Origin of the sequence: Staphylococcus gallinarum (assembly GCF_000875895.1) — a bacterium.
Classification (GTDB): Bacteria; Bacillota; Bacilli; order Staphylococcales; family Staphylococcaceae; genus Staphylococcus; species Staphylococcus gallinarum.
Genome location: NZ_JXCF01000218.1, coordinates 1 through 241, shown reverse-complemented (window position 1 = coordinate 241; position 241 = coordinate 1). Strand labels below are relative to the sequence as shown.

1 protein-coding gene is annotated in these 241 nt (G+C 33.2%); it reads left to right on the top strand.

The genetic code is table 11. The features are described 5' to 3' along the window. Window positions 1–241, top strand: a 241-nt coding sequence (locus SH09_RS14140) for a Rep family protein (RefSeq protein WP_042739913.1), incomplete at both ends; no start/stop codon positions are given.

The following is a 241-nucleotide window of genomic DNA, read 5'->3' as shown; positions in this document are numbered from 1 at the left end:
GGAACTATATTTAGAAAAACTTGATGTTCCAATGGCGATTAGTCCGTTACATGATAAAGACGAAACGGAACGTAAAATTGAAGATTTAACCGAAGATGAACAAGTAATTATAAATAACGGGGGTAAGGTCTATAAAAAGCCACACTATCACGTTTTGTATATCGCTAAAAATCCAGTCACAAAGGAAAGTGTGAGAAATAAAATAAAACGTGCTTTAGGAGATAAAGCCTTATCACATATA